30 protein-coding genes are annotated in these 24,666 nt (G+C 50.9%); 15 read left to right on the top strand and 15 right to left on the bottom strand.

Features of this window, described 5'->3' with window-relative positions; genetic code table 11:
- Positions 1 to 5: 5 nt before the first annotated feature.
- The 15 genes from ACW5W8_RS16130 (at position 6) to ACW5W8_RS16060 (ending at position 18,229) form a co-directional block, all read left to right on the top strand.
- Positions 6 to 2,177: a glycosyltransferase family 2 protein gene (locus tag ACW5W8_RS16130; protein ID WP_498628733.1), complete on the top strand. Its 2,172-nt coding sequence runs from the start codon at positions 6 to 8 to the stop codon at positions 2,175 to 2,177.
- 4 nt (positions 2,178 to 2,181) lie between these two features.
- Positions 2,182 to 3,054: a glycosyltransferase gene (locus tag ACW5W8_RS16125; RefSeq protein ID WP_498628731.1), complete on the top strand. Its 873-nt coding sequence runs from the start codon at positions 2,182 to 2,184 to the stop codon at positions 3,052 to 3,054.
- Between the two features lie 274 nt (positions 3,055 to 3,328).
- Positions 3,329 to 5,341, top strand: coding sequence for a glycosyltransferase (locus ACW5W8_RS16120; protein WP_498628729.1), 2,013 nt, complete (start codon positions 3,329 to 3,331; stop codon positions 5,339 to 5,341).
- Between the two features lie 143 nt (positions 5,342 to 5,484).
- Positions 5,485 to 6,651 (top strand): nucleotide sugar dehydrogenase, encoded by a 1,167-nt coding sequence (locus ACW5W8_RS16115; protein ID WP_498628727.1) that lies wholly within the window; start codon positions 5,485 to 5,487, stop codon positions 6,649 to 6,651.
- Positions 6,652 to 6,716: 65 nt separating this feature from the next.
- Positions 6,717 to 7,307: a hypothetical protein gene (locus ACW5W8_RS16110; protein ID WP_498628726.1), complete on the top strand. Its 591-nt coding sequence runs from the start codon at positions 6,717 to 6,719 to the stop codon at positions 7,305 to 7,307.
- A gap of 12 nt (positions 7,308 to 7,319) precedes the next feature.
- Entirely contained in the window at positions 7,320 to 9,536 is a 2,217-nt protein-coding gene (locus ACW5W8_RS16105; RefSeq protein WP_498628724.1) for a glycosyltransferase family 2 protein, read from the top strand.
- Between the two features lie 7 nt (positions 9,537 to 9,543).
- Positions 9,544 to 10,131: an ATP-binding cassette domain-containing protein gene (locus ACW5W8_RS16100; protein WP_498628722.1), complete on the top strand. Its 588-nt coding sequence runs from the start codon at positions 9,544 to 9,546 to the stop codon at positions 10,129 to 10,131.
- Between the two features lie 17 nt (positions 10,132 to 10,148).
- A complete protein-coding gene (locus ACW5W8_RS16095) occupies positions 10,149 to 11,162 on the top strand; it encodes a hypothetical protein (protein WP_498628720.1) in 1,014 nt (337 codons plus the stop codon).
- Between the two features lie 65 nt (positions 11,163 to 11,227).
- Complete coding sequence (rfbD, locus tag ACW5W8_RS16090; RefSeq protein ID WP_498628718.1) at positions 11,228 to 12,115, top strand: dTDP-4-dehydrorhamnose reductase; 888 nt, start codon at positions 11,228 to 11,230, stop codon at positions 12,113 to 12,115.
- A gap of 68 nt (positions 12,116 to 12,183) precedes the next feature.
- Positions 12,184 to 13,062: a glucose-1-phosphate thymidylyltransferase RfbA gene (gene rfbA, locus ACW5W8_RS16085; protein ID WP_498628716.1), complete on the top strand. Its 879-nt coding sequence runs from the start codon at positions 12,184 to 12,186 to the stop codon at positions 13,060 to 13,062.
- 63 nt (positions 13,063 to 13,125) lie between these two features.
- Positions 13,126 to 13,677 (top strand): dTDP-4-dehydrorhamnose 3,5-epimerase, encoded by a 552-nt coding sequence (gene rfbC / locus ACW5W8_RS16080; RefSeq protein WP_498628714.1) that lies wholly within the window; start codon positions 13,126 to 13,128, stop codon positions 13,675 to 13,677.
- A 194-nt stretch (positions 13,678 to 13,871) separates the two neighbouring features.
- Positions 13,872 to 14,165, top strand: a complete 294-nt coding sequence (locus ACW5W8_RS16075; protein ID WP_159157245.1) for a hypothetical protein — start codon at positions 13,872 to 13,874, stop codon at positions 14,163 to 14,165.
- A 90-nt stretch (positions 14,166 to 14,255) separates the two neighbouring features.
- The gene (locus ACW5W8_RS16070) at positions 14,256 to 16,355 is read left to right on the top strand and encodes a capsule polysaccharide biogenesis protein (RefSeq protein ID WP_498628712.1); all 2,100 of its coding nucleotides are present in this window, start codon (positions 14,256 to 14,258) and stop codon (positions 16,353 to 16,355) included.
- A 14-nt stretch (positions 16,356 to 16,369) separates the two neighbouring features.
- On the top strand, positions 16,370 to 17,614 hold the full coding sequence (locus ACW5W8_RS16065) for a capsule polysaccharide biogenesis protein (protein ID WP_498628710.1): 1,245 nt from the start codon (positions 16,370 to 16,372) through the stop codon (positions 17,612 to 17,614).
- Positions 17,615 to 17,725: 111 nt separating this feature from the next.
- Entirely contained in the window at positions 17,726 to 18,229 is a 504-nt protein-coding gene (locus tag ACW5W8_RS16060; RefSeq protein ID WP_498628708.1) for a hypothetical protein, read from the top strand.
- A 173-nt stretch (positions 18,230 to 18,402) separates the two neighbouring features.
- Here ACW5W8_RS16060 and ACW5W8_RS16055 read toward each other — a convergent pair whose 3' ends face one another.
- From ACW5W8_RS16055 to ACW5W8_RS15985, 15 genes are all read right to left on the bottom strand, one after another.
- Entirely contained in the window at positions 18,403 to 18,783 is a 381-nt protein-coding gene (locus ACW5W8_RS16055; protein WP_498628707.1) for a type IV toxin-antitoxin system YeeU family antitoxin, read from the bottom strand.
- Positions 18,784 to 18,785: 2 nt separating this feature from the next.
- Positions 18,786 to 19,100: a hypothetical protein gene (locus tag ACW5W8_RS16050; RefSeq protein ID WP_408842377.1), complete on the bottom strand. Its 315-nt coding sequence runs from the start codon at positions 19,098 to 19,100 to the stop codon at positions 18,786 to 18,788.
- An 84-nt stretch (positions 19,101 to 19,184) separates the two neighbouring features.
- A complete protein-coding gene (locus tag ACW5W8_RS16045) occupies positions 19,185 to 19,541 on the bottom strand; it encodes a hypothetical protein (RefSeq protein WP_498628705.1) in 357 nt (118 codons plus the stop codon).
- Position 19,542: 1 nt separating this feature from the next.
- Entirely contained in the window at positions 19,543 to 20,085 is a 543-nt protein-coding gene (locus ACW5W8_RS16040) for a hypothetical protein (protein ID WP_498628703.1), read from the bottom strand.
- Between the two features lie 82 nt (positions 20,086 to 20,167).
- Entirely contained in the window at positions 20,168 to 20,431 is a 264-nt protein-coding gene (locus ACW5W8_RS16035) for a hypothetical protein (RefSeq protein WP_498628702.1), read from the bottom strand.
- 20 nt (positions 20,432 to 20,451) lie between these two features.
- Positions 20,452 to 20,814, bottom strand: a complete 363-nt coding sequence (locus ACW5W8_RS16030) for a hypothetical protein (protein ID WP_498628700.1) — start codon at positions 20,812 to 20,814, stop codon at positions 20,452 to 20,454.
- Positions 20,811 to 21,026, bottom strand: a complete 216-nt coding sequence (locus ACW5W8_RS16025; protein WP_498628698.1) for a hypothetical protein — start codon at positions 21,024 to 21,026, stop codon at positions 20,811 to 20,813. The genes ACW5W8_RS16030 and ACW5W8_RS16025 overlap by 4 nt, the downstream gene beginning before the upstream one ends.
- Complete coding sequence (locus tag ACW5W8_RS16020; protein WP_498628696.1) at positions 21,026 to 21,532, bottom strand: hypothetical protein; 507 nt, start codon at positions 21,530 to 21,532, stop codon at positions 21,026 to 21,028. Before ACW5W8_RS16020 ends, ACW5W8_RS16025 begins: the two co-directional genes overlap by 1 nt.
- Before the next feature lie 74 nt (positions 21,533 to 21,606).
- Positions 21,607 to 21,975 (bottom strand): hypothetical protein, encoded by a 369-nt coding sequence (locus tag ACW5W8_RS16015; protein ID WP_498628694.1) that lies wholly within the window; start codon positions 21,973 to 21,975, stop codon positions 21,607 to 21,609.
- Positions 21,976 to 21,999: 24 nt separating this feature from the next.
- Positions 22,000 to 22,197, bottom strand: a complete 198-nt coding sequence (locus ACW5W8_RS16010; RefSeq protein WP_498628692.1) for a hypothetical protein — start codon at positions 22,195 to 22,197, stop codon at positions 22,000 to 22,002.
- Entirely contained in the window at positions 22,194 to 22,691 is a 498-nt protein-coding gene (gene radC, locus ACW5W8_RS16005) for a RadC family protein (RefSeq protein WP_231721612.1), read from the bottom strand. Before radC ends, ACW5W8_RS16010 begins: the two co-directional genes overlap by 4 nt.
- Positions 22,692 to 22,781: 90 nt before the next feature.
- Positions 22,782 to 23,084, bottom strand: a complete 303-nt coding sequence (locus ACW5W8_RS16000; RefSeq protein ID WP_498628690.1) for a hypothetical protein — start codon at positions 23,082 to 23,084, stop codon at positions 22,782 to 22,784.
- On the bottom strand, positions 23,059 to 23,487 hold the full coding sequence (locus ACW5W8_RS15995; RefSeq protein WP_498628688.1) for a hypothetical protein: 429 nt from the start codon (positions 23,485 to 23,487) through the stop codon (positions 23,059 to 23,061). The genes ACW5W8_RS16000 and ACW5W8_RS15995 overlap by 26 nt, the downstream gene beginning before the upstream one ends.
- A gap of 10 nt (positions 23,488 to 23,497) precedes the next feature.
- Positions 23,498 to 23,923 (bottom strand): DUF2787 family protein, encoded by a 426-nt coding sequence (locus tag ACW5W8_RS15990; RefSeq protein ID WP_498628757.1) that lies wholly within the window; start codon positions 23,921 to 23,923, stop codon positions 23,498 to 23,500.
- A gap of 35 nt (positions 23,924 to 23,958) precedes the next feature.
- Positions 23,959 to 24,522, bottom strand: coding sequence for a lecithin retinol acyltransferase family protein (locus ACW5W8_RS15985; RefSeq protein WP_498628686.1), 564 nt, complete (start codon positions 24,520 to 24,522; stop codon positions 23,959 to 23,961).
- Between the last annotated feature and the right edge of the window lie 144 nt (positions 24,523 to 24,666).

Genomic DNA, 24,666 nt, shown 5'->3' with positions numbered 1-24,666 from the left:
ATACTATGAAAAATCTGATTAAAGAAATTCAAACCAGTGGCCTGTTTGATGCTGACTGGTATCTAAAAACATATCCTGATGTAAAAAAAAGCGGTCTGTCACCAGTGGAGCATTATCTGCGGTTGGGCTGGAAAATGGGCCGAGACCCGTCACCACAATTTTCCAATCAGGGGTATTTATCACACTATGATGATGTATCCCAGTCAGGACTCAATCCGTTGGCTCATTATATTCGTTATGGTATTCATGAGGGGCGGATTAAGGCAGGGGTAAATATTAAAGCAGGAGATGATAATGTATCAGTTACAAAGAAACCATCTCTTGTAAATAGATTTGATGCCGCAACTCAACTGATGCTGCTTAATGAAGCGGGAGCAAACAACACCCCTGAATATCAGGCGCTGTTAACGCAGGTGAAATCTCAGCAAGCCAAAAAATCAGACGATGCCGAAGTAAAAGAGGTTAACCCCATTCCCGGCGACTGGCCAAAAGACTTAACGTTGCGACCATTACCTGAATCCACCAACGATTATCGGTGGGTAAAAAAATATAAAAAGAATGTACTGCCCGCCGATATAGGTTTGAGTGTGGTTATTCCCACGTTTAACCGTAGCCATATCCTGCGCGTCACCCTCGCCGCCATGCTGCATCAGCGTACCGATTATCCGTTTGAGGTCATTGTGGCCTGCGATGGCAGTCAGGAAGATATCTGCAAGGTTGTGCGTGAATTTGAGCATAAGCTCGAGGTCAAGTATGTCCGTCAAAAAGACACCGGCTATCGTTTAAGTGCGGTGCGTAATCTCGGGCTACGCACGGCCAAATATGACTATGTGTCGATTCTGGATTGCGATATGGCACCAAACCCTGACTGGGTGCAGTCCATTATCAATATTCTGATGGAGTCGGACGAGGTGGCAGTAATTGGCCCCCGTAAATATGTTGATACCAGCATGTTGGCCATCGACTATTGCGAGGCGACTCCGGACTTTTTGGCCAAGCTGCCGGAAGTGCGCACCAATAACAATGTAGCGGGTGCCGATGCCGGTGCCATCTCAGTGGATTGGCGCTTAAGTACCTTTGAAAGCACCGATAATTTGCGCCTGTGTGACTCGCCGTTCCGTTTCTTCAGTGGCGGCAATGTGGGCTTCTCCAAAAAATGGCTCGAAAAGGCAGGCTGGTTCGATGAGGAATTCGAAGCCTGGGGCGGTGAAGATGGCGAATACGGTTACCGTTTATATCGCTCCGGCGCCTTCTTTCAATCCCATATGGGAGCCATGGCCTACCATCAGGAGCCACCGGGTAAAGAAAACGAAACCGACCGCGCAGGTGGCAAGGCGATTACTGAAAAAATTCGCTTGGGCAAAGTGCCGTATTTCTATCGCAAGATAGCGCCGATTGAGCAAGCAGAGGTTAACCCTGTACCGCTGGTCTCTATCTATATTCCGGCTTACAACTGTGAGCAGTATATAGTTCGCTGCGTCGAGAGCGCGTTGAATCAAACCGTCAGCGACTTGGAAGTCTGCATTTGTGATGATGGCTCAACCGATAATACCCTCAAGGTGCTGCACCAAAACTATGGCAACCACCCTCGGGTGCGCTTTGTCTCCCAGCAAAATGGCGGCATAGGCGCAGCCTCTAATACAGCAGTCAATCTGTGCCGCGGTTTTTATATTGGTCAATTAGACTCGGACGACTTTCTCGAGCCAGATGCGGTAGAGATTTGCCTAAAAGAATTCTTTAAAGACCGTTCATTGGCTTGTATCTATACCACCAATCGTAATTTGGATGGAGAAGGAAAGTTAATCGCTAATGGCTACAACTGGCCGGTGTACTCCCGTGAAAAACTGACCACTGCCATGATCTGTCACCATTTCCGTATGTTCACTTCCAGAGCCTGGAACTTAACCGATGGCTTTGATGAACAGATCACCAATGCGGTGGATTATGATATGTACCTAAAGCTTAGTGAGGTAGGCCCATTTAAGCACGTCAATAAGATCTGTTATAACCGCGTACTCCATGGCGAGAATACGTCGATTAAGAAATTGGCAGCGCAAAAAGAAAATCATTTTAAAGTAGTTCAGATGTCTTTAAATAGGCAGATGTTGTCACAGTATAAATATCTACCAGAAACTAATTCTGATGCATGTAGAAAATATTTAATTAAAGAGGGATGAAATCGTGAGTAGATTCAGTGTTACAGCTACTGTGGTAGCTCAAAATGAAGAAGCTTGGATTGAGGCAAGTATTTTATCAATCGTGGATTTAGTCGATGAAATAGTAATTATTGATGATGCATCTGAAGATAGAACATTAGAGATTGCTACTTCACTCTCTGATAAATATGAGCATATAAAAGTACACTCATTTCCAGCGAAGTACACTATTGAAAACTATGGTGAATTAAAAAGATTTGCAATTTCTCAGAGTAAAAATGAATGGATACTTAGGTGGGATGCAGACTTTATTGCATACGATCATGATTTGAATAATATTTCAATGATGTTAGATTGTGCTATAAATGGAAGTTTTGACGTATACCTGATGCAGGGGCCAAATTTGTTCGGAGCCTCAAATAAGTTTCTAGTAGGTAAAGAAACATTCGGTTATGAGCCCTATGTTTTCAAGCGGTCGGCAGTGCGAATATACTGTGATGGTAAATTTTCTGATAGATTTAGTATCAATACAGGTTGCACTTACACAAATTACCCCAAAGCGGCTTTTTTACATATGAACTTGTTAAAGCCACTTAAAAAACAGGTCTTCAGATCAAGAATGACTGAGTTTCATATTGATATAGATAAACCTGTTGGCGTAAATACTTATTGGCAATGGTTGCATTACAAAAAATCTGGCGAAGTTATTGATGATGAATCCAAGGTAATTAACTCGGCTATTAATTATCTCAAAAAAAGAGAGTTTGAACTCGGGGATTTTGATTTCGAAAGATGGGGGCCACACCCAAAAATACTAGATAATTATTCACACCTGATTGAGAGGTATAAAGTGGTTGAGTCAAATGGCAAGTTTATTATCGACCATCCGGAAGAGTGAAATTTATAGAATGCAACTTTCAGTTCAATTAAAAACTTCCTTTTCATTAATTTATGACATACCCCTCTCCATTGTTTAAATTTAGCGAAAACACAGGGGAGCCATCTTGTTTGAATGCACCAACACTCAATCAGCTGCCGTATTGTAAGCATTACTTGCAAATACGCAGGCTGTGTTTTTCACGCCTCGATTTTAGTTGATCGTTCGAGGCTTATTATTTTCGTTCAAAATTCTTCGCTCTTAATTGCTGGGAAATATATTTAAAATGGTGTTGATGCATTCATCAAAAGATGGGGGGTTTGGTGAGTATTCCTCTTTAGATTCTATAGCTAGCAAGGCTTGCAAGAGGTACAAGGCAGACATAACTCATTCAGTCACGGTCATTGTTTCTGTTGGTAAACAGCGGCAATATTTAAGCACGGCAATTAAATCGATTCAGTCACAGACATTAACGTCAACTGAAATTCTGATTGTGCAAGATGGCTGTTCCAATATTTTTCTGCCAATAACTAATTTAGTGTTGCTAATTAACCAAGGCGCCTACGGCGCCCGTAATCATGGCCTTAAACACGCCTGCGGTGACTTTATTACCGTGCATGATGCCGATGATTGGTCCCATCCGCAAAAGCTGGAGATGCAGGTTAAGGCGCTGCTGGATAATCCCAAGGCGGTGGCCAGCGTCTCCCACTGGGCGCGCTGCACCACAGATATGCAGTTTGAAACGCGGCCAGATGGCACGGTCGTACACCGTAATATTTCGTCCCTGATGATCCGCCGCGAGGTATTTGAGCGGCTGGGCTATTGGGACAGGGTGTCGGTCAATGCCGATACCGAGTATTACTACCGGATACTCGCAGCCTATGGGCCAGAGAGCATAGTGGAAGTGCTGCCAGGGGTGCCGCTGGCACTGGGGCGCCGCCATGAGGGAAGCCTGACCATGCAGCCGGAAACCCATTGGCGGACCCAGTTTGGCGGGGTGCGCAAAGAGTATATGGATGCGGCCCATGAGTGGCATAAGGAGTGTGCCAAGACCAATGAGTGGTACATGCCTTTTGCGCCGACAGCGCGCCCTTTTCCGGTGCCCGAGCTGATTGACCGGAGCGTGCTGGAATTGGGCGAGCATGTCTGGCCCCATATCCGCGGCAAGCACCTTGCCAGAGAGGGCGACGCAGCGGTGCTCTTGTGTGGTCATGCGGCGTCAGAGATGCAGTTTGGCGCTGAGCGCAGTCTGCTTGATGTAGCCCGCGCCATCCATGCGCTGGGTTACAGACTGATCATCACCCTGCCTGAGCGCAACATGGCATACCTTGACGCGCTCAAACCCTGGTGCAGCGATATCCTGCTGATGCCGAGCCCCTGGCGACAAGATGAAGAGGTGTGGCCCATCGCGTTGGATGCCTACCGACGATTGATGACCCATTTCAATATCGCGCTGGTGCATGTCAATACCCTGGTTAATCGGGTGCCGCTGCTGGCGGCACGGGAGCTGGGGGTAAAAACGGTGCTGCATGTGCGTGAGCTGCTCGGGTGGGATAGCGCACTTGCCAAGGCGATGGGCGAGCCCTCTGACGCTGTGAATAAGCCTTTGTATTTGGCTGATCGCTTGATCGCCAACTCGGCATATACCGCTCGCTGCCTGTTGGCAACGCAGCCCCAATGGCAAAGCAAGCTCAGTATCGTGACCAATACGGTGACCCCGACAGGGGAGTCGCAGTCTGGGCAACCACTATCAAGCAGCCTGCTGATGGCAGAGAGATTGCGCGTGGGGATGGTGAGTAGCAATTTGCCCAAAAAGGGGTTGATGGATTTTATTCAGGTTGCCAGAGCTGCCCATACCATGGGTTTACCGTTGCAGTTTGTCCTGATTGGCCCCACCAATGAACACACGGACGCGATTGCCGATACACTCCCCGAGAATATCACTCTGGCCGGGTATGCTTGCTCCCCTGATGCAGCGCTGGCGCAGCTGGATATTCTGCTCAACCTGTCGCAGTTTCAGGAGTCCTTCGGTCGTACGGTTGCGGAGGCGATGTTGGCAGGTAAAGCGGTGATTGCTTACCGCTGGGGGGCATTGCCAGAGCTGGTACAAAATGGGGTCAGCGGGTTTTTAGTGCACCTGGGGGATATTGATGGGGTAGTGCAACGGCTAGCCCTGTTGTGTCGCGAGCCAGAGCGGGTTCACGAATTGGGTACTCATGCCCGGCAATTTGCCCAGGCCATCTTTAATGACACTCGCTTCCAATCAGAATTAGCGAAGGCCTATGCCGGTTTAATCCCTGCACCATAGGCATGTCAGCAATAACCAAGCTGGTTATCCAAAATAACTGCTATTGAATATTTTTATCTGCAATTCACATCTAGAAAGCATGTGTCAAATTGATTGATTTCAATTTTTCATATCTTTATTTTTACTACTATCGAGAGTTTTTTATGAAAATTGCCATTGCCGGTACTGGCTATGTTGGCCTGTCGAATGCTGTATTATTGTCCCAACATCATGATGTGATCGCGGTAGATATTATTCCTGAAAAAGTAGCAATGATTAATGATCGTCGCTCACCCATTCAGGATGCTGAAATAGAACGGTTTCTGCAAGATAAAAATCTGCGACTGCAGGCAACCCTTGATTATCACTCGGCCTACAAAGATGCCGATTTTGTGATCATCGCAACACCTACTGACTATGACCCCGAGACCAATTATTTCAATACCCGATCTGTCGAGGCGGTCATTGATAATGTGTTGGCGGTAAATCCTGATGCGGTAATGGTGATTAAGTCTACTGTGCCAGTGGGATATACAAAAAATATTAAAGCCAAGTTTGCTTGCGACAACATTATTTTCTCACCAGAATTTTTGCGTGAAGGCAAAGCACTTTATGACAACTTGTATCCTTCTCGCATTGTGGTAGGGGAGCAGAGCGAACGGGCGCAGCAATTTGCCAATTTATTGATGGAAGGTGCACTCAAAGAGGATATCCCGGTGTTATTGACGGATAGCACGGAGGCTGAAGCCATCAAGCTGTTTGCAAATACCTATCTTGCCATGCGCGTGGCCTATTTTAATGAGCTCGATACCTATGCTCAAACACATGCATTGGATAGTCGTCAAATCATTGATGGGATTGGTCTCGATCCGCGGATCGGCGCACACTATAACAATCCCTCTTTTGGCTATGGTGGTTATTGCCTGCCAAAAGATACCAAGCAGCTATTGGCGAATTATCAGGATGTACCCAATAACCTGATCGAAGCCATCGTGATGGCGAATACTACTCGCAAAGACTTTATTGCTGACAGTATCATTGCACGCGAGCCAAAGGTTGTCGGTATCTATCGCTTGGTGATGAAGGCCGGGTCCGATAATTTCCGCGCCTCAGCGATCCAGGGCATCATGAAGCGCATAAAGGCCAAAGGGTTTGAGGTGGTCGTCTATGAGCCGACATGTAAGGATGAACGGTTTTTTAATTCACGAGTCATCACCGACCTTGCAGAGTTCAAGCGCATCAGTGATGTGATCCTGTGTAACCGTAATACCGATAGACTGGCTGATGTTGCGGATAAAATCTTTACCCGTGATCTGTTTGGATCTGATTGAGGTGTGCGCAACCATGCATAGCATTTCGGGTTGGGTATTGAAGGGAATAAAGTTAAGGGTAACCAGTGTTTAAAGCATTTGAACTGACTTTTAGTCCACAATGTAGCGAGTATATTGCACGGGTTTATACCAAGCATGAGATAATTTTGGAATATGGTTCAGGTGGCTCAACCCTGTTAGCCGCTAAGGCAGGCAAGAAGGTGATCACCACCGAGACAGACCCCCGTTGGTTGGTGGAATTAATGGGGGCTTATAAAGAGCAACAACTTCCCGGCGACATCATTCCCATCTGGTCAGATATTGGCGAGACCAAAGCATGGGGATATCCTAAAGATGACAGCCAGTTTAACAGTTGGCCAGATTACTCACAAAAAGCGTGGCGCTACTGTAAGGAGCATCAACTCACACCTGACCTGATCTTGATTGATGGTCGGTTTCGGGTTGCCAGCTTTTTATCTGCATGCGTCAATATCAGTAAAACCACCACAGTGTTGTTTGACGATTATGTTGAGCGCGATCATTACCATTGTGTTGAGGCACTCTTTAAGCCAGTAGAGATCATTGGGAATCGCATGGCCGTATTCAAGATCCGGCCTAAAAAAATCAGCAGTCAGTATCTACTGAATAATATGTGCTGGTTTCTCGATCCCAGATAAAGCAGGCAATTAATGAAAGTTATCATAAAATTACTGGCTTGGTTTATTCCAACCGTAAAGTTCAGGTTGTTCCCAGATAGAGTTGTAACGCCTGAAATCGGATATCAGTGGAAGACTGGAATAAGTGGTAGTGACTTCACGCTCTTTCATCCCATCGCCAACCCAAGTGGTTGGTATATGTTAAATATAGAGTTGGCAGCAAACCAGGGGCTATTGCATCTTGAACTGCAAGTGGATTATGGCAACGGTTTTCTGAGAGAAAACGCCACACTTTTAACAATCAAAAGCAACAAGCTTAATAAACGTGTTTGTTGTTTCCAGAATAAACCCACTAGCATAAGACTGACCGTTCACAACCCTAATATGAACTTCAATGTCAGTGCATTGACATTGACAAAACTGACCGGCGACAGAGCAAGAGTACTCATGCTTAAAAAATTGCAAAGTCGCCGGGAAAGAGAAAATTTTATTTTCCTTGATAATAGTGAGCTGCTAAAAAATTATAACCTGTGTTTTGACCGCAACCATACCATGCTTACTTATAATCAGTGGCTTGAGCATTACGAGCATAAATCACTTAATCCAACAGCACTTGCTGAGGTTTATAATTCACTGACGAGCAAGCCAATTATTTCATTGGTAATGGCGACCTATAACACACCATCAGAATTACTTAAAGCGTGTATCGATTCTGTTATTGCGCAGCATTATTCACATTGGGAGTTGTGTATTGCCGACGATGCCTCGAGTGACCCCGCTGTTGCAATATTACTGGCCAGATATGCAAAACAAGATGCCCGTATTAGATTTGTGCTTCGTGAGCATAATGGTCATATATCCGCTGCAAGTAATAGTGCTTTGGCATTGGCTTATGGTGAATATATCGCACTACTTGACCATGATGATCTGCTCGCACCTCATGCGCTGTTGATGATGGTTCAAGGAATTAGTCAGAACCCATCAGTGGGGTTACTTTATTCTGATGAAGATAAAGTTGATGAATGGGGTAATCGTAGTGAACCACATTTTAAGTCAGGCTGGAATCGTGACCTTTTTTACTCTCATAATTACATTACCCATTTTTGCGTAATCAGGAGGGATATAGTTAATATCGTTGGTGGCTTTCGCGAAGATGTAGAGGGCAGTCAGGATTACGATCTCTTTTTACGGGTTATTTCTCATTTAGGAAATCGGCAAATAATTCATGTACCTCATATATTGTATCATTGGCGAGCAATACCGGGGTCAACTGCGCTGAGCGGCAATGAAAAGCAATACACTCATAATGCCGGACTTAAAGCATTACAGGATTTTTTTAAACCAACTGGCATCGGTGTTAACGTCACTAAACATGCTTTAAATAACTGCTTTCGGGTTCGATGGCCAATGCCTGAACCTGGGCCATTGGTGAGCTTGATTATCCCGACTCGAGATGGTTATGACTTACTAAAAAAATGCATTGATAGTATTTATCGATTGACCGAGTATCGTCATTTTGAAGTGCTAATTATAAATAATCAGAGCCGTTGCCCCAAGACATTGAGTTATTTTAAAGAGTTAGTTGAAAATAATATGGCCAGAGTCATTGACTTTGATGATGACTTTAACTTCTCTGCTATTAATAATGTCGGCGTGGCACATGCAAAAGGCAGCATTATTGGTCTGATTAACAATGACATTGAAATTCTTAATGATGGCTGGCTGGATGAAATGGTCAGGCAGGTGAGTAGGCCTGATATCGGCTGCGTGGGGGCCAAACTCTACTACCCTGATGGCCGTATACAGCATGGGGGCGTGATATTGGGAATTGGAGGCATTGCAGGCCATAGTCATAAATATTTTAGCAGGCATCATAATGGGTACCATTCACGTTTAAGTTTGGTACAGAACTATTCTGCAGTAACCGCTGCGGCTCTTTTGGTGCGTAAATCGGTTTATCTTGAAGTTGGAGGTCTGGACCCTGATCTTAAAGTCGCATTCAATGATGTAGATTTTTGCCTTAAAGTAAGAGAGGCGGGATATCGAAATATCTGGACTCCTTTTGCTGAGATGATTCATCACGAGTCCGTAAGTCGAGGATTCGAAAATACTCCACAAAAACAGGCTAGGTTCAATCAGGAAATCAGCTTGATGCAACAACGATGGGGGCTCAAGCTATTACGAGACCCATACTACAATCCTAATTTGACTTTAACTCATGAAGATTTTTCATGTCGTACAGGTGTGTGAGTCTTATATGGCAGATACAATAATACTTCTTCTTGGGCCCTCAGGCATTGGTAAAACAACAGTGCTGAAACATTTCACCAAGAAAGTGAAATCTATTAATGCCTTAACCATGGATAATATTACTCATCGCTTGGCAAGAGAAATGGGTTTAATTGGCCACAAAGATGATCTGAATGCACTCATCTCAGTACTGGAATATGATAGAGAGCGTTTATTAAGTTTTGGTATTGACGCTGTTAATCAACATATTGCCAATAATAAAGCCAGCCCCACAATCATCGACGTTGGCACTGGGTTTTTGGATGCCTCCAGCTCTTCAGCTTGGGTTGCATCTCATCCATCGGTCTCGATAATAGCTAGTCCAGACTGTTCTTATGACAGGTTTCGCAAAGCTCGGCAGCTTGATATCTCTTATGAACAATACCTATCTACCCAGTTTTCTAAGAGTCGTTCTGATGTTTATAACAAAGCAGGTGTCGTGCTAAAAACTGATCAATTAAGTGAAGTAGAGGTTGCCCATAAGTTTGCCTGCTGCGTGTTAGGGGTAATGCCTACCGATATTGCACGAGTTGCACTGCAAGAATGGTTAAATTAAACGAACGATTTATATATATGCTGAAGCTGATATGGTCAAAGTTGGTTGGTGTAAAAAGAACTATGCCAAATATAAATCTTGCCAACTCAACAATGATGCCAACGAAAACGTGGTTGGTAGGAAGGCTGGATACCCCCACCGTGGACTTTTATTTTCGTAGTCGTTACGAAAATCAGGTTGATTTTTATGAAGTAGATATTCATGAACTTGATGATGACGCTCATCCTTTTTGGTTAGGTAAATATGATAGAGTAGTGCTTGTTCGTGATGTTCCGATTAACTTGCTGATAAAGCTGAAAACCTCCTGTCATAAAAGGCAAGTCATCTGGTTTATAGATGATGATATCCCATCTGTGGTAGATGACCACACGCTGCCAAAAGCATATCGTAGACGGCTATCATCATGGTTTAATCAGGCCCATAATACGTTAAGCCAAATTTGTAGTGATATTTGGGTGTCTACACCTTATCTGGCTCAACGCTACCAGTTACCCAATAGCTGTATTTTACCACCACTACAGATATCCAGGATGAAACCAGCAATTGTCAAATGTTTTTACCATGGCAGCGCTAGTCATACATTGGAATGGAAATTTATTGTAAAACTTATAGATAATATTCAAAAGAAATATAAAAATGTGTCATTTGAATTAATGGGTGATCATGCCATATATAAAAAAGTGAAGCATATTCCCAGAGTCACAGTATTGCATCCCATGAGTTGGGGAAACTATCAGGCTCATATTTCAAACCGCTCCATGGATATTGGTTTCGCACCTTTATTTGCTTCGCCATTTAACTCAGCACGCTCTCACTGTAAATTGCTTGATATACAAAGGCAGGGTGCCATAGGCATTTATTCATCAATTTTCCCTAAGTCACGCGAAATAGTTGACATGACTGCTGGGATAGTTGCTGACAATAAGATTTCATCTTGGCTTGATGCGTTTGAGTATGCTTTGAATTCAGATAGAAAGTTAATTCATAAAAACTCACAGAAGATGATTAATCATCTTGTTAAATATCCTTAATTAAGAGTGATGTTTACCATTCTTAGATTGAGTCGAGTCGAGTTGAGTGACGGGAAGGGAGGTTAATGCGTATTCTGCTGTTTGGAAAAAATGGTCAGGTAGGCTGGGAGTTGCAGCGAGCACTGGCGCCGCTGGGGCGGATCACCGCCGTTGATTATGACTCGACCGACTATTGCGGCGATTTCAGCAACCCGGCGGGCGTGGCCGAAACGGTACGTCTGGTCAAGCCGGACGTGATTGTTAACGCCGCGGCTCATACCGCAGTCGACAAGGCGGAGAGCGAGCGGGAGTTTGCCAAGCTGCTCAACGCGACCTGTGTGGCGGCGATTGCCAAAGAAGCGGAAGCATTGGGTGCCTGGTTGGTGCATTACTCCACCGACTATGTGTTTGATGGCAGCGGTGAGCGCCCCTGGGTAGAAACCGATGCGACCGCGCCGCTCAACGTCTACGGCGAAACCAAGCTGGCCGGGGAACAGGGCGCCGCTCTCTGTGCTCGTCACCTGATCTTCCGTACCAGCTGGGTCTACGCCGCCCGTGGCGCCAACTTTGCCAAGACCATGCTGCGTTTTGGCAAAGAGCGTAGCGAGATGTCAGTCATCAATGACCAGTTTGGCGCCCCGACCGGTGCCGTGTTGCTGGCCGATTGCACCGCTCATGCGATCCGCGTGGCGCAGAGCAAACCCGAGGTTGCTGGGCTGTACCATCTGATAGCCTCCGGTACCACCACCTGGTTTGACTACGCCCAGTTGGTGTTTGCCAAAGCCAGAGAGGCCGGGGTTGAACTGGCGGTTACGCAACTCAATGCGGTGCCGACCAGCGCCTTCCCGACTCTGGCCAAACGCCCCCATAACTCCCGCCTTGATACCTGCAAGTTCCAGCGCACCTTCGATCTGATGCTGCCTGACTGGACGGTCGGGGTGGAGCGGATGTTGACCGAGATCCTCGGCAAGTAAATCACTGGCCAGGGATGTATTGAAGCCACCCTTTTCTTTTGCAATTAAAAAAATAAGAAACATGTTTTATGACCAAACGTAAAGGCATTATTCTGGCCGGTGGCTCAGGCACCCGTCTCTATCCGGTCACCATGGCGGTGAGCAAGCAGCTGCTGCCCATCTATGACAAGCCGATGATCTACTATCCGCTCAGCACCCTGATGCTGGCCGGTATTCGCGATATTTTGATCATCAGCACGCCGCAAGATACCCCCCGCTTTGAGCAATTGTTGGGTGATGGCAGCCAGTGGGGTCTGAACCTGCAATACAAGGTCCAGCCAAGCCCGGACGGGTTGGCACAAGCCTTTATTCTGGGTGAAGAGTTCATCGGTTCAGACTCGTGTGCGCTGGTGCTGGGTGACAACATCTTCTACGGCCACGACCTGCAGAAACAGCTGGAGTCTGCTGCGGCCAAAGAGAGCGGTGCTACCGTGTTTGCCTACCACGTGCACGACCCTGAGCGTTATGGCGTCGTGGAATTTGATAAACAGGGAACCGCCATCTCTCTGGAAGAGAAACCTAAGGTGCCCAAGAGCAATTATGCGGTCACCGGTCTCTATTTCTACGACAACAGCGTGGTGGAGATCGCCAAGAGTCTGAAGCCATCGCCGCGTGGTGAGCTGGAAATCACCGATGTGAACCGTATCTATCTGGAGCAAGGCAATCTGTCGGTGGCGATGATGGGCCGTGGCTATGCCTGGCTTGATACCGGCACCCACGAGAGCATGATTGAAGCGAGCAACTTTATTCAGACCATCGAGACCCGTCAGGGGTTGAAAGTGGCCTGCCCGGAAGAGATTGCCTATCGCCAGAAGTTCATTGGTGCCGAACAGGTCCGTGAGCTTGCAACTCCGTTGGTAAAGAATGCGTATGGCCAATATTTGTTAAGAATGGTTGCCAAAGCCTGATGTGATATGGGGGATAGGGAATATGCTCCCCCCATAAAGATTGAATTAAATGTGGATAGATAGATGAATGTAATCAAGACAGCTATTCCTGATGTGCTTATTTTCGAGCCAAAAGTATTTGGTGACGAGCGTGGTTTTTTCTTTGAGAGTTTCAACCACAAGCTGTTTGAAGAGGCAGTAGGATATCCGGTTACCTTTGTTCAGGATAATCACTCAAAGTCGTCGAAAGGGGTATTGCGCGGCTTGCACTATCAGTTACCACCCCATGCCCAAGGCAAGCTGGTACGTTGTGTGGCGGGTAAAGTATTCGATGTGGTGGTAGATATTCGCAAGAGTTCACCGACCTTTGGGCAGTGGGTTGGGGTACATCTTTCAGGCGAAAACAAACTACAGTTGTGGATCCCTGAAGGGTTTGCGCATGGATTTGTAACACTGACAGAAACGGCAGATCTTCTATATAAAACAACTAATTACTATGCGCCAGTAAGTGATAGAGGCATTGCATGGAATGATGTCGTCATTGGTATTAATTGGCCTGAACTTTGCGGGGGATTCAGAACATCAAAAAAAGATAAGATTGCAAGGGTGTTAATGGATAGTGAGTTGTTCGCATGATTAATATTGTTGTTGTTGTTTTTTTCATAAAATTAGAAATTTGAAATGTTATTTTTCAATATAATAAAAATTATCTTTTTTTGTTCGGATACCCCATGAAACCTGTTCTTGTTGTGAATTTGAAAGCGACCTATTCCGCTGGTCGTCATCCAGAAAGCTGTGCCCGCTCTTCGTGGCGAGTGGCCGCAGCTCGGGTGCCTGATATTGATACCGTTGTCGGTGTCTATGAAGGCATGGTGGTGGCGGTGATCCGTGGGTGCTCTCTGGTGCCGAGTACACCCGAGGTGGTGGGTGCGGATTGGGATGAGGGCTGTCTTGGTCGCTACTATGCGTTGGGCGGTGTGGCTTTTACCGATCGGGATGTGTCCGTCTGGTCGCTGACCCGTTGTCCACAGTTGCTGGCGCCCTTGTCGAGCGTACAAGGGATCCGTTATCTCTCGCGCGACGAGTTCGACAGGATCCCGATGGGAAATGTGCAGTTGAAGTGATCCGGATTGGCAATCCCCTTGGTAGTCGATTTAACAGATATTTTTAAACCATCCTCCTTTTATCCCGCTTACTGAAATCCGAGATTTTTCATGACTCTATGGACACAATCCAGCGGCATTCTGGCGCGCAGGCGGCAGATCTCTGCCTGTCTCGGCCAGCCATTGGCCCGACTTGAGCCCTCTTCCGAGTGCTTGCCACAAGCGGGTGATGTGCTGGTCGGCTGGGGCCAGAAGGCCAATACCGGTCAGATTAAACAGAAGGCGCAGGAACTGGGGTTGCCCTACTGGCAGCTGGAGGACGGCTTTATCGGTTATATCGGCCATCCCGCCAAGGGGGGTAAGGTGCTATCGCTTATCGCCGATCCGGTGGGCATTTACTACGATGCTCGCCAGCCCAGCCAGCTTGAACAGCTGATCGCCACCCCTTGCGAGCCCGAGATGCTGGCCCGTGCCGAGCGCTTGACTGATGATCTGGTGCGCCTTGGCATTACCAAATACAACTGCTATGCCACGCGGCCCGATGAGCTTGCTACCCAGGCGCCGTATGGTGAAGAGCAGGGGTTGCTTGTCTCTTTGGCCGAGGGGTTGCTGCAAGATAGTAGGCCAAGGGTATTGCTGGTCGATCAGGTGGCGGGGGATCTCTCCATCCCGGGAGCGTTGGCTTGTAATGCCGATTTCTTGGCGATGGTGGCCGCCGCTCGGCGCAATCATCCCGATGCCCGTCTGCTGCTGCGCACCCATCCTGATACGCGTATTGGCAAAAAGAGCGGCGTGCTGGCGCGATTGGCGCAAAAGCACCCTGAGCTTGCTGGTCTGGAGATAGTGAGCGAGCCCTGTCATCCCCATCTCCTGCTCAAAATGGTGGATTCGGTCTATACCGTCTCTTCCCAACTGGGGTTCGAGGCGTTGCTGCTTGGCAAGCCGGTCCACTGCTTTGGCATGCCTTTCTACGCCGGTTGGGGATTGACCCATGACAGCAAGCTCTGCTTGCGGCGTGTTCTGGCAAGGGCCGATGAGGCGGTTTCTCTGCCACAACTGGTAGCGGCGGCGCTTATTCGTTATCCCCGTTATTGTGATCCTGTGCTGGGAGAGCGTTGCGAAGTCGAGGATGTCGTCGAGCTGCTGGCCCGCCAGCAGATGGCGCCAGCGCGTTGGCGGCGACTTTATCTGGTGGGCTTTTCGCTCTGGAAGCGCGCCTTTATGCGCACCTTTTGTGCCCATCTGGCCGATGAGCTGCGGTTTGTCAGGCGCCCCCCCAAGCGGTTGACCGGCGATGAGCAGGTGCTGGTATGGGGCAGCCGTTACCCTGAACTGGTCTCGGCGATCCGGGTCGAAGATGGTTTTATCCGCTCGAGTGGCCTTGGTTCCAATCTCTGTCGGCCATCGTCACTCTCTATCGATCCGGTCGGGATCTACTTCGACAGTCGCCGCCCCAGTGCGCTCGAGCAACTGCTTAACTACGAACCGATCGACGAGGCTCTGTTGGCTCGGGGCAACAGGCTGCTGGCGCTGCTGCGTGAATCCCGGGTCAGCAAATACAACGTGGGTGAAGCGGAGCCATTCCTGCCGCCGCAAGATGGTCGCGAGCTGGTGCTGGTCGTGGGTCAAGTGGATGGCGATGCCTCTATCCTCTGCGGCAGTCCGGAGATCCGCAGCAATGAGCAACTGCTTTGGGCGGTGCGAGCCGCCAAACCGCAGGCGCATATTCTGTTCAAGCCTCATCCCGATGTGGTCTGCGGCAACCGGGAAGGGGCCATTTCAGCGCGCTGTTTGGCTGAATGTGTCGACAGTCAGGTGCTCCAGAGCGATCTCGCCTCGCTCTATCCCCATATCGACGAGTTGCACACCATGACCTCCCTCAGTGGCTTCGAGGCGCTGGTGCAGGGGGTCAAGGTCACTACCTGGGGACAACCCTTTTACAGCGGTTGGGGCTTGACCCGTGACATCCATCCACCAGTTAGACGCGAGCGCCCCTTACCGCTGGCGGCACTGGTCTGTCTGACCCTTGCCGCTTATCCCCGCTATATCGATTGGCAATCCGGCCTGTGGTGCAGCCCGGAACAGTTGATCCGCCAACTGGCGGCCCACAAGCCGCTCGCCATGACCAGCGCAAGTCGCTGGAGACGCTGGCAACTCAAGCTCCGTTTTCTAGTTGATACCCTCAAACCCACTCGCTCTCTGCTCTCCTGATGGACCCTCGTCGTATGAACGTGTTGTTGCTGCAGGGGCCGCTTGGTTCCTTTTATCAAACCTTGAGCCAGCATCTGGTTCGGGCTGGCCATCAGGTGGTGAAGGTCAATTTCAACGGTGGTGACGAGTGCTGGCCCTGTGCGGGTGAGAATCTCGCCTATCGGGGAGAGCCTGCTGGCTGGTATATGTTTTTCCAGATGCTGCTCAAGGAGCATGCCATTGATGGTGTGCTCTGCTATGGCGATTGCCGTTATTACCACCGGGTGGCGAGCCAGATATGTGAACTCAAAGGATTGTCATTTTGGGCGCTGGAGGAGGGCTATCTGCGCCCCGACTTTGTGACTCTGGAGCCGGGCGGCGTCAATGCGTTCAGCCCCTGGTATGAAGATCGAGCCAGACTGCCACGAATGTACTGGCCTGCCGAGTTTATTGGGCCTTTCAAGGTGGGCAAGACTTTTGCGGCCAGAGCCTGGTATGCCAGCCGCTATCACATCTGCAAAGCGATCAAACGGTCACGTTATCCCCATTTTGTCGATCACCGTCCCTGGACGCTCTGGCAGGAGGCGAGGGGCTGGCTGAGAAGTGCGTTGGTCAAATATGGCCATCGGCATCGCGATCGGGCGCTACTCAATCATCTCAAGGGACATGCCGGGCAGATCTTTTTGGTGCCGCTGCAGGTGAGTGAAGATTTCCAAATTAAAGAGCACTCCGAGTTTGGTGGCGTAGAGGAGATGATCACCGAGGTGATCGGCTCGTTCGCCCGTCACGCCAATCCGGATGATTTGCTGCTGTTCAAACATCACCCCATGGATCGGGGGTATATCAGCTACCGTGACTGTATCGATCGACTCATCGCCGAGAATGGTTTGGCGGGGCGGGTCTTTTATGGTTACGAATTGCCGCTCCCAGCCCTTTATCCGCTGCTCAAGGGGGTGGTCACCATCAATAGCACGGTTGGGCTGTCAGCCCTGCTGCATCAGGTACCCACCATCTGTTTGGGTCGCGCGCTCTATGACATCACCGGGTTGACTACCAGTGGCCCACTTTCCTTTTTCTGGCAACGCCAGAGCCGGGTCTGTGAAATGACCTTTCAGCGAGCCAGAAATTCCCTGCTGCATTTGACCCAGCTTAATGCCAGCTTCTATCGCCATTTTGATATGGGAGCCAAGGCGGTGATGGCAAGGATGCGGCTTGCCGAAACGGCGGCCAGTCATGAACCTGCGTTGCACAGAGATCCAACTCGTTCACGTGGGGCATGAATAAGCAGGGAAATTGATCACGAGAGCCATTCCCCCATAGGGACTTCGATATTTTCAACCCGCGTATTTCATTCTCTTTTGTAAAAATAAATAACCGTCAAGGATGCTGATATGAAAACTAAGCCATATATGTTGGCCATTCCGCTATTGTGCTTGCCTGTCGTTTCGATTGCCGCAGATGATTTTTCAATTTTAATCCATGGCGCAGCAATTCATAGTGATTGCACCAAAGGAAAGGGAAAAAAAAGCAAGACTTGTGATTTTAATAATTTCAATCCTGGATTAGGGTTGGCCTGGGCCTTTTGGGGCGATAATGACACAGGCAAGCTGGCGGTGCGCGGAGGGGCATATAAGGACTCTTTCAGTGAGACGGCTCTCTATGGTGCGCTCTCCTATCGCAAGGAGTGGTACTTTACCGAGCATGCTTTTGCTGGACTGGGGTTTCAGGCCGGTTATCTTAATGGTTCCGGTCTGGATGGTTTTGCTGCCTTGCCGATGGTGACGCTGGGCTACAAGTCAGTGGCGTTGGAAGTTGGATATGCGCCAAAGCTCGATTTTGCATTGGGTAGCAAGCATGTTGCCGTGACGACATTCTCTTTACGCTGGAACTTGTAATCATAAGGCATCATCAATGCTCAAATTATATGTCTGAGTATAGTAATTTAAAAACTATGCGAAGTGCATTGTGGCCATGCTTGCAGATGTATTTTAATTAGGCTTGAATTTTTAGGGGTTGATGAAAGGTCACAACATGTTGTGACCTTTCATCAACATAACGCTCAAAGCTATTAGTGATTTAGGCTGAGATAAATAGCTATATAAATATAACCATGGCTGGCCAGACTATCAGCTTCACAGATGAATTCTTTGTAGTCGAATATGACCCATTGTTGCCGTTGGGCATCCAACTCACCAGTCAGGAGCTTGCTCTCGAGTTCTTTGATGATGGTTGGGAATGACGCTTCCAGTTGGTCGATGTCTGCCTCTGCCCATTCGCCAACCAGCGAGGCGCGGTCTGACAAGATATGTAGCCGGTGATGTTCCTGGATGAGACGAGCACCAAAACGGGGCGTCACGGTATGGGGCAAACCCCACTCCGCAAAAATCCGGGTGGGCTGGTCTGGCGCTACGGGGTGTTGGTTGTTGGTGTGGGTGGTTGTCGTGGTCATGATTAGCGATACCTCAGTTGAATGTCGATGATGGTGCCGGGCACGTTGTGGCGCTGGCGTAGTCTGGTCAGGTGCTCTGGGAGTTCGGTCAGGTTTGCCAGTCGCCCTCGGTAGAGCCGGGAGAGATTGATGTAGTCAGGGTGACTCACGGTGATGGTCACCTGATGCCCTGGTTGCCAGCGACCAAACAGGCGGGCTTTGGCCTCTTTGATGGTGGTGATGCCGGGAGCGGGTAACGTTTGGCGGTTGCGCAGATGCAGTGTGTTGAGCTCGGGGGCATAGCGATGCACCTCGAGCCCAGTGATAAGACGGGTCATGTTCGGTGGTTCCAGTGATGCAAAGGGCCAGCCTGTGAGGGCTGGCCCTTTATGCTGTTTAGGGGGGAGCGAGACGGAGGGGCGTCAACGAGCGCTGTCAGCCGTCTGATTGATAACCGGTTTGCAATTGAGCCGGTCCAGCAGGTGTAGCGAGCCGTATTGAGCCACCAGCCGGTCTATGGCCATCTGGGCGCAGGCCGCTCTGCTGGGCTTATTTTCGGGTATGGCGTAACGAGCGGTGAGCCAGCCGCCGAGCAATGCGATGCGGTAGCCACTCGGGATGTGGGTGAGCGACGTTCCTATCCCCCTCCCGTGAATGAGGAAAGGCACAGCCTGCCCGCCGATGTTGATATCAATGCGCTGCCCCTTGAGCTCGAAGGTGGTGAGCTCGCCGGTTTGCGGATGTTTGCCGGGCACCTTGATAGTGATGTGCTTGGCCATTTCACACCTCCGGCTTGGCTTCAAAATGGCGGGCCACAACGCCAGCCTCTGGGTCGATGCTGATAAACGCCGGGGCTTGTGGGTGGTACTGGTAGAGCCGTGCCAGTTCAGAGCGAAACGCGTCGACGTTTGGCGCAATCACATGGTGGGTGTCGCCCTCGGCGTAGGTAAAGGTCTCCAGCCTTTCTGTGTTAATCCAGATACCGAAGTACCACGCATCTTCTTCGGTGTCGTACTGCTGCCAGCCCCGGGCCAGCAGTGTTCGGTCGTAGTAGTAGCGGTCTGCCTGATGGCTCCCTCGGTCGATGCGGCAGCCCGTCACGGTGAGCTCAGGCGGGATACGCCCTGCCTTGTGGGCTTTCTTGACTCGGCGCAGCAGCTTGAGGGCCTTGGCTCTGCTACGGCCATTACCGAGCGGTTGCGGCTGTCTGGCCCGTAATGCCAGGTGGCTCATTATCTTCGGCGCCGTGTTGTGGTTGAGCTGGCCGATAGCAATGGTGAGCTGCCGAGCGGTCAGGGTCTTGTAATCACGCAGGTCATGCATGGTGGATTCCTTCAAATGCAAACAGCCCCTCGGCGTGAGGGGCTGCATGGGGTGTGGTGTGCTGTTTTGGGGGGATGATTGTCTACAGCGATTGCTTGAGGCGGTAGATGTCTCGCTGATAGCGATGGCGGTGGCTGTGCCAAATCACCCGCTCGGCAGCGACCTCCAGCAAGGCCGTGGTCACGGTACGAGGCAGGACTAGATTTGCCCCATCCCAGTTATCCAGGTCCAGCACGCCGAAGCGCACCAGACTGGCCAGCTGCGCATCGAGCTTGCTGGTCAGCTCCAACGCGATGAACTCCTCGATATGGGCTCGGAGCCTCGCAATGGCGGCCTCTGGCGACATTGCTGGTGCTGTGGGTGTTGTCACGTGTGGCTACTCCAATCCGGCGCATCATTACTGTTGTGGTTGACGTAGGCCCCGACAATCACCCGTTGCCACTCGCCGACCGGTTGACCCGCCGAATTACAGGCACAGCGAAAGCGGGCGAAGTTAATCTCTCGCGGCAAGTGCTCACGCATATCGCGGGGACTGACAAAGAGCGTGGTCTTGTGCAGTACCGGGTTGGGCGCGACCAGCGGACCGCCAATACGCCGCCCCTCCACATCGTGGACATAGGCAAAGCTCGGCAGCATCAACTGCAGACTAATGAGCTTGGCGAGTTCCGGATGGGCGCACATGGCCTCTGCCACGGCGGCTTGGCTAAAACTGTCGGTAAATTCAATCATTGAGGTTTCTCCATTTCTGCAGGTGCGCGGTAAGCCGCAGCCACCAGCGCAAACTGTTCAATCAGATAACTGATGCTGATGCCCAGCTCATCACTGACCCCATCTCCCAGACGGTGATGCAGGTGAGCCATGTCATCGGCGATACGTTGGGCTATCTGGGCGGTTGAACTCGGTGGCGAGCTTGTCACTGTCAGTGTGATGGCGAGATTCATCACATCTCTCCCCAAGGGGCTTGTTCCCACAGGGACAGCCGGGTCAGAACGTCTTGTGCCAGCGCTTGCTGCAACTGCTGTATTACCTTCACTATCCGGGGCGCCTGTTCAGGGCTCCCGCTCCATTCGCTCGACTGGTACAGGGCGCAGCAGGTGAATTTGTAGAGGGCTACCAGTTCGGCATCGGTGAGTGGTGCCTGATGGTAGCTATGAGCCGGTTTGAGCTGCCCCAGTTTGGTCGAGCGGTGCTGACGTGGTTCCTGGTGGTCCTGCTGACGCCCCAGTTGATAGCGATGCCAGACAGCCCGCCGATTGGTGAGCATCATCAGCCGTGCTAACCGGTCAACCCGCCACGCCCAGGTACTGGTCGTGTCTGCTGGCGGTATCCACCAGAGTGTGCGCAGCAACTCAAGGGTGTAGTGCGGTGGCATCGGGGCATTGCAAAATCGGTGCAACTGCACGGCAAAGGCAAGGTAATCCTGGCGGTCAATCATGAAAGCAGACATGGGCATGGTTCCTTGAAATGCAAAAGGCCACCTGTAGTGAGGTGGCCTTGCTGGGTGATATCGGGATATCCGGATCATGGTGTTGGCGCTGATGATCCGGGTTTGGGGATGCTGGCGGGCTCTGCGTCTGGGTGAGCCGCATCGAACAGGATGGCGCAGAGCGCACAATCAATGCCGTTGACGGCATCGTGGTGCGGGTAATAGGGCTGCGCGTCTCGGGATCGCTCGAAGTAGTCGCCAAAGCAACTGAGGCACTCGCGGATCTCGATGGTGGATCCCCGCAGCAAAGCCTCTTCAAACTGCTTGGCATAACGCCGGTCATCACGAGCCTTGGTGACGGCTTTTTCCAGTAATGCCAGCGCCTCCTCGTTGCAGGCGGTAGCCAGACGATGGCGTAGCTTCCCGAGCGTTTCCTCAAAGGAATAAGGATTGGGTAATCGCATGGTGCGTGTCCCTTCTTGGGTTGGCTAATGGCGCAGCTGCAGCTGATGCAGCTGCGCATCAATAGCTTCGACACAGTCGGCCTGGGTGAGTTGGTGGCCGCTCGGCAGGTGAGCCACGATAGCGGGCGCTGCCTGCATCTGGACGTTGTCTGCAAGCCAGCAACGCAACTCGATGAGGATATCGATGACGGTGAGGTGTGATTTGCCAGGGGGAATGTTCATAGCAGGCCTCGCTCGGCCAGCGAGACTACGCCCTCGGCACCGACCACCAGATGGTCAAGCAATCGCACATCGACCAGCGCCAAGGCCTCTTTGAGGGCTTGGGTAAAGACCCGGTCAGAGTGGCTGGGTTCAGGGTCACCGCTGGGGTGATTATGCACCGCGATGATGGCCCCACAGTTGAGTAACAAGGCCCGCTTGACCACTTCCCGTGGGTAGATGCTGGCGCTGTCTAGGGTGCCGCGAAACAGTTCCTCAAAAGCCAGTACGCGGTGTTGGGAGTCAAGGAACAGTGCGCCAAACACTTCGTGCTCCCGGTCCTGCAGCAGGGTTTGCAGCCGCTCAGCGGCCTCTGTGGTACTGGTGATGGCGGTGCCTTTAGCCAAGCGCTTGCGAGCAATCTGGTTGGCGATGCGCAGCAGGTCTTGCTCGGTCACCGGTTCGGTGACGACATAGGTACCGGGGCATTCCCCGGCTTTGAGTTTGTGGTAACGCATGTGGGGTTCTCCAAATAAACAAAACCCCGGCACGCAGGAAGCATGTCGGGGTTAAAGGCAAAGAGGTTGTTGGTTCACTGTGAGGGGTGTTCAGTTGGCCGTGGTGGTGACGCCTTCCCTGGCGGTGGGTTCCTGCTTCACCGGCATTAGTGGTTCGAGGACCTGCACGGTGAGTGGGATAGCGAGTGCCAGGCTTAATCGCTCGGCCAGTTCATAGGCAGGGCCGATGGTGTCGTAGTCAGCTACCCAAGTGGCCAGCGCCAACCCACTGGCCTCCACAGCCCGTAGGTAGACGCTGTAGCCCTGAACGGTCAGACCACTGTCACGCACCACCTGCGTTTCCTCCTCTCGATTGATGGCTTCCAGCTCAACGGCTATCGGTTGTTTGGGCATCGTGTGCCTCCTCTTGGGGTAAAGGGTCACTCTCCACACGATAGCCGTGATGGACGCAGGTACGCTGCAGGTTGCTCAGAAAGCTCCCTAGTACACGGGGTTGCTCGGCGAGAGAAACCGGTCCTGCTTGGCAGCGCCAGAAACAGCGACGCGTAGGGTCAACACAGATTTCATCCACGGGCTGGCTCATGGTGCGCCAGTCCTCGGCATTGGTGAGGGAGAGCAGTTGCCACAGCACGCCAGACCAGCGCACTTGTAAGGTGACGGTGCGGGCGTTTGGGTTACCCGGAGTCAGGTGCAGCAACCAGCGCTCGCTTTGGCGAGTTGGTATCAGCTTGGCCTTGGCCGCGACCAGTCCCAGCCACTGGCGTGAGGTGTGGGAGAGCGACAGTTCGTTAGTCATCACACACCTCCTACTCCCCACTGACTATGACGGTGAAATACCCCAACTGGCCATAAGCGATGAAATTACTCTGCCACAGGGCGAACAGTTCGCGTGCTTCCACGCCGGGCTGTGGTCCCCAGCCCTGCAGATAGTGCTCGTCGCAAGAGAGGTTGAAGTCGAGCTCCTTGCAGAGCTCGGCATCCTGGCCCAGCCCCTGGTAACTGAAGTCGGTGATGTAATCGAAGACCCAGCCGTGTAATCCCCGAATAAGCCGCAGCTCTACCGGATGGACGCCACCCGTTTCAGCACTGTAGCCGGGGCTGCGAAAGTTGAAGGTCAGTGTCGAGAGGTGGGTGAGGTCGAGCAGTTGTGCCCGCACGACGCTGCGCAGTAAGTCAGGCAGCTCGGGTGAAATCGGCAGGGCCATCCCTGCCAAGTGAAATGGCATGGTCATCATGGTGTGTCCTTTCGTATCGAATGTGAGAACCGTTAATCCCTGAACCAGCGCCAGGCGCGGTAGAGGCCGTAGGTGGCGGCCAAGGGCGCCGCCAGCGAGGTGAACGAGCTCCCCAGCAACGCACCGACTGCAGCGGTCACCACAGTCGTTGCTGACGGGTTCAGTACCGTGCTGGTGGCCATGCCTGGCAGGGCCGCTAGGGTCGGCTGATGGGCCACGCTGCGAAGTGCCTGATGTGCTATACACCCCGTAGCAATGAGCTGGTTAATTTGCTGGCTGTAGTGAAAGCCCTCGATACACCAGAGCACGAAGTGCTCGCAGTTGTTAAAGAGCGTGCTGTAGTGCGCCTCTCCAAGACGGGAGTAAGCACGGTCGATACTCTCCTCCCGGTTGAAAGCTCGAGTGCTATGGTGCTGGATGCGATAGCCCCGCCCTTGGCTAAACTCGGCAAGGGTGGCGATAGCTATCTGACCGGAATGTATACCGGCACTGACCCCCTGGTAGTGGATAACCAGATGGTCCCCCAGATAGAGACCGTGGTGCTGGTAACCGGTGCGAGGGGAAACGAGGTGGTCTCCCGGTTGTGGTAATGGCATGAACCGTTCCTTAAACGAGATGCGGCATAAAACAGAGGGCACCCGAAGGTGCCCTCAGACTGCTGACAAACCCCTGGACGCCGATCCCGGGGTTTGATCTAATTGCTGCATGGTCAATAAATGGACTGCACCATGCTCAGAGAA

This window comes from Aeromonas aquatilis (assembly GCF_054052405.1).
Note: the sequence above shows the minus strand (reverse complement) of the source record. Positions and strands in the feature narration are given on the sequence as shown.

What these genes read in the sequence shown, in the direction of transcription:
- ACW5W8_RS16045 (WP_498628705.1), bottom strand. Translation starts at nt 19,541, where the DNA reads ATGGCCAAGCACATCACTATCAAGGTGCCCGGCAAACATCCGCAAACC.
- ACW5W8_RS16050 (WP_408842377.1), bottom strand. Translation starts at nt 19,100, where the DNA reads ATGACCCGTCTTATCACTGGGCTCGAGGTGCATCGCTATGCCCCCGAG.
- ACW5W8_RS16055 (WP_498628707.1), bottom strand. Translation starts at nt 18,783, where the DNA reads ATGACCACGACAACCACCCACACCAACAACCAACACCCCGTAGCGCCA.
- ACW5W8_RS15985 (WP_498628686.1), bottom strand. Translation starts at nt 24,522, where the DNA reads ATGCCATTACCACAACCGGGAGACCACCTCGTTTCCCCTCGCACCGGT.
- ACW5W8_RS16105 (WP_498628724.1), top strand. Translation starts at nt 7,320, where the DNA reads ATGAAAGTTATCATAAAATTACTGGCTTGGTTTATTCCAACCGTAAAG.
- ACW5W8_RS16040 (WP_498628703.1), bottom strand. Translation starts at nt 20,085, where the DNA reads ATGCATGACCTGCGTGATTACAAGACCCTGACCGCTCGGCAGCTCACC.
- ACW5W8_RS16130 (WP_498628733.1), top strand. Translation starts at nt 6, where the DNA reads ATGAAAAATCTGATTAAAGAAATTCAAACCAGTGGCCTGTTTGATGCT.
- rfbD (WP_498628718.1), top strand. Translation starts at nt 11,228, where the DNA reads ATGCGTATTCTGCTGTTTGGAAAAAATGGTCAGGTAGGCTGGGAGTTG.
- ACW5W8_RS16010 (WP_498628692.1), bottom strand. Translation starts at nt 22,197, where the DNA reads ATGAACATTCCCCCTGGCAAATCACACCTCACCGTCATCGATATCCTC.
- ACW5W8_RS16060 (WP_498628708.1), top strand. Translation starts at nt 17,726, where the DNA reads ATGAAAACTAAGCCATATATGTTGGCCATTCCGCTATTGTGCTTGCCT.
- ACW5W8_RS16030 (WP_498628700.1), bottom strand. Translation starts at nt 20,814, where the DNA reads ATGATTGAATTTACCGACAGTTTTAGCCAAGCCGCCGTGGCAGAGGCC.
- ACW5W8_RS16070 (WP_498628712.1), top strand. Translation starts at nt 14,256, where the DNA reads ATGACTCTATGGACACAATCCAGCGGCATTCTGGCGCGCAGGCGGCAG.
- ACW5W8_RS15995 (WP_498628688.1), bottom strand. Translation starts at nt 23,487, where the DNA reads ATGACTAACGAACTGTCGCTCTCCCACACCTCACGCCAGTGGCTGGGA.
- ACW5W8_RS16100 (WP_498628722.1), top strand. Translation starts at nt 9,544, where the DNA reads ATGGCAGATACAATAATACTTCTTCTTGGGCCCTCAGGCATTGGTAAA.
- ACW5W8_RS16115 (WP_498628727.1), top strand. Translation starts at nt 5,485, where the DNA reads ATGAAAATTGCCATTGCCGGTACTGGCTATGTTGGCCTGTCGAATGCT.
- ACW5W8_RS16025 (WP_498628698.1), bottom strand. Translation starts at nt 21,026, where the DNA reads ATGAATCTCGCCATCACACTGACAGTGACAAGCTCGCCACCGAGTTCA.
- ACW5W8_RS16120 (WP_498628729.1), top strand. Translation starts at nt 3,329, where the DNA reads ATGCATTCATCAAAAGATGGGGGGTTTGGTGAGTATTCCTCTTTAGAT.
- ACW5W8_RS16020 (WP_498628696.1), bottom strand. Translation starts at nt 21,532, where the DNA reads ATGTCTGCTTTCATGATTGACCGCCAGGATTACCTTGCCTTTGCCGTG.
- ACW5W8_RS16095 (WP_498628720.1), top strand. Translation starts at nt 10,149, where the DNA reads ATGCTGAAGCTGATATGGTCAAAGTTGGTTGGTGTAAAAAGAACTATG.
- ACW5W8_RS16035 (WP_498628702.1), bottom strand. Translation starts at nt 20,431, where the DNA reads ATGTCGCCAGAGGCCGCCATTGCGAGGCTCCGAGCCCATATCGAGGAG.
- ACW5W8_RS15990 (WP_498628757.1), bottom strand. Translation starts at nt 23,923, where the DNA reads ATGACCATGCCATTTCACTTGGCAGGGATGGCCCTGCCGATTTCACCC.
- radC (WP_231721612.1), bottom strand. Translation starts at nt 22,691, where the DNA reads ATGCGTTACCACAAACTCAAAGCCGGGGAATGCCCCGGTACCTATGTC.
- ACW5W8_RS16000 (WP_498628690.1), bottom strand. Translation starts at nt 23,084, where the DNA reads ATGCCCAAACAACCGATAGCCGTTGAGCTGGAAGCCATCAATCGAGAG.
- ACW5W8_RS16065 (WP_498628710.1), top strand. Translation starts at nt 16,370, where the DNA reads ATGAACGTGTTGTTGCTGCAGGGGCCGCTTGGTTCCTTTTATCAAACC.
- rfbA (WP_498628716.1), top strand. Translation starts at nt 12,184, where the DNA reads ATGACCAAACGTAAAGGCATTATTCTGGCCGGTGGCTCAGGCACCCGT.
- ACW5W8_RS16015 (WP_498628694.1), bottom strand. Translation starts at nt 21,975, where the DNA reads ATGCGATTACCCAATCCTTATTCCTTTGAGGAAACGCTCGGGAAGCTA.
- rfbC (WP_498628714.1), top strand. Translation starts at nt 13,126, where the DNA reads ATGAATGTAATCAAGACAGCTATTCCTGATGTGCTTATTTTCGAGCCA.